The organism is Rhodoferax sp. UBA5149 (assembly GCF_002413825.1).
GTDB lineage: Bacteria > Pseudomonadota > Gammaproteobacteria > Burkholderiales > Burkholderiaceae_C > Rhodoferax.
Map to the genome: position 1 here is coordinate 1 of NZ_DHXT01000091.1, position 1,395 is coordinate 1,395.

Sequence of the window (1,395 nt, forward strand, 5' to 3'; positions counted from 1 at the left end):
GTCGCCCACATCGTCATCGACGGCGGCATCGAGGGGGATCGTTTGCTCTCGGCGTTTCCCGGTCGTCAAAATGAAAAGGGGCCCGATGGCTTGCTCTCGATCGACGCCATCGCGGAAACCTACTGGCAAGTGCATCTGCAACAGCGCAGCGCCTGGACCCATGAACTGGAATTGCGGCCATGGTCGGAACCGTTTTGACCATTCGTCTCGAATTTACCTATCGGTCAAGTCCGCCAGATGCGCCTGCAGCTGCGGCGCCGACACGAAATGGATGCCGCGCCAACCCAAGCCACAAGCGGCTTGCACATTGTCTTGCAGGTCGTCGATGAACAGCGTCTGCGTCGGCTCCAGCGCGTAGCGCGTTTGCAGCAGCTGGTAAATGGCCAGCTCAGGTTTGATGTGTTGAACGTCGCCGGAAAAAATGCCGCCATCGAACCACTGCAAAAATGCGTGGCGCTGTTCCAGCTCACGCGCATACGGCGCTGGCATATTGGAGAGAAAGTACAGGCGCACCGCCTCACCGCTGTCACGGCGCGCACGCAAGGCATCCAGCACGGCGACGGTGTCGGGCAGCGGCGTCAGCAGTTCACCGATGTTCGACACCAGCGCACCCACCGCCTGACCCGGCAAAGCGAGCCGCTCGGCGGTACGGGCGATGACCGCCTCCATGGGCAGCGCGCCGCGGTCAAAAGCCAGCCAGTCGGGATGGTGAAAAAAGTCTTTCGCCATCGCCACCGCGCGTTCATGGCTGCTCGCCACCTGCGGAAAATGCTGGCGCAGCAAGGCGTGCGGTTGCCAGGTAAAAAGCACCGCGCCGAAATCAAAGACGAAGTTCATTCGGCTCTATGGCGCCCGCAACCGTTGCAGCAAGCCGGCCGTGGAGCCGTCCAGTCCGGTCGCGTCACCAGTGGCCAGCCGCGGCGCGATGTCTTTCGCCAGCACCTTGCCCAGCTCCACGCCCCACTGGTCAAAACTGTTGATGCCCCAGACGCTGCCGCTGACGAACACGCGATGCTCCTGCAAGGCAATCAAAGCGCCCAGGCTGGTGGGCGTGAGCGCATCAAGCAGCAGGAAGGTGCTGGGCCGGTTGCCCGGGAAATGGCGGTGGCCGCCCGCGTCAGACTGGCCCACCATCAGCGCCTGGGCTTGCGCCAGCACATTGGCCAGCAGCAGCGGGTGGTGCCCTGGCAAGTCGTGTAGGGGTGTTTTGACAGCGACAAACTCCACCGGCACCACATCCGTTCCCAGGTGCAGCATCTGGAAATAAGCATGCTGGCCATTGGTACCGGGCTCGCCCCACAGCACGGGTGAGGTGCCATACGGCAGGGCTTGGCCGGTGGCGTCCACCCGCTTGCCGTTGCTCTCCATCTCCAACTGCTGCAAATAGGCCGGCAG

At 62.9% G+C, this 1,395-nt stretch carries 1 protein-coding gene and 2 pseudogenes; 1 reads left to right on the plus strand and 2 read right to left on the minus strand.

Annotated features, from left to right (window positions below; translation table 11 throughout):
* A pseudogene (locus B3V69_RS07815) lies at positions 1-198 on the plus strand (glucose 1-dehydrogenase); the annotation flags it as partial.
* A 15-nt stretch (positions 199-213) separates the two neighbouring features.
* On the opposite strand, the gene B3V69_RS07820 reads toward B3V69_RS07815, so the two are convergent.
* Together B3V69_RS07820 and B3V69_RS07825 are read right to left on the minus strand one after the other, a co-directional pair.
* On the minus strand, positions 214-837 hold the full coding sequence (locus B3V69_RS07820; protein WP_296445363.1) for an HAD family hydrolase: 624 nt from the start codon (positions 835-837) through the stop codon (positions 214-216).
* A gap of 6 nt (positions 838-843) precedes the next feature.
* A pseudogene (locus B3V69_RS07825) lies at positions 844-1,395 on the minus strand (glucose-6-phosphate isomerase); the annotation flags it as partial.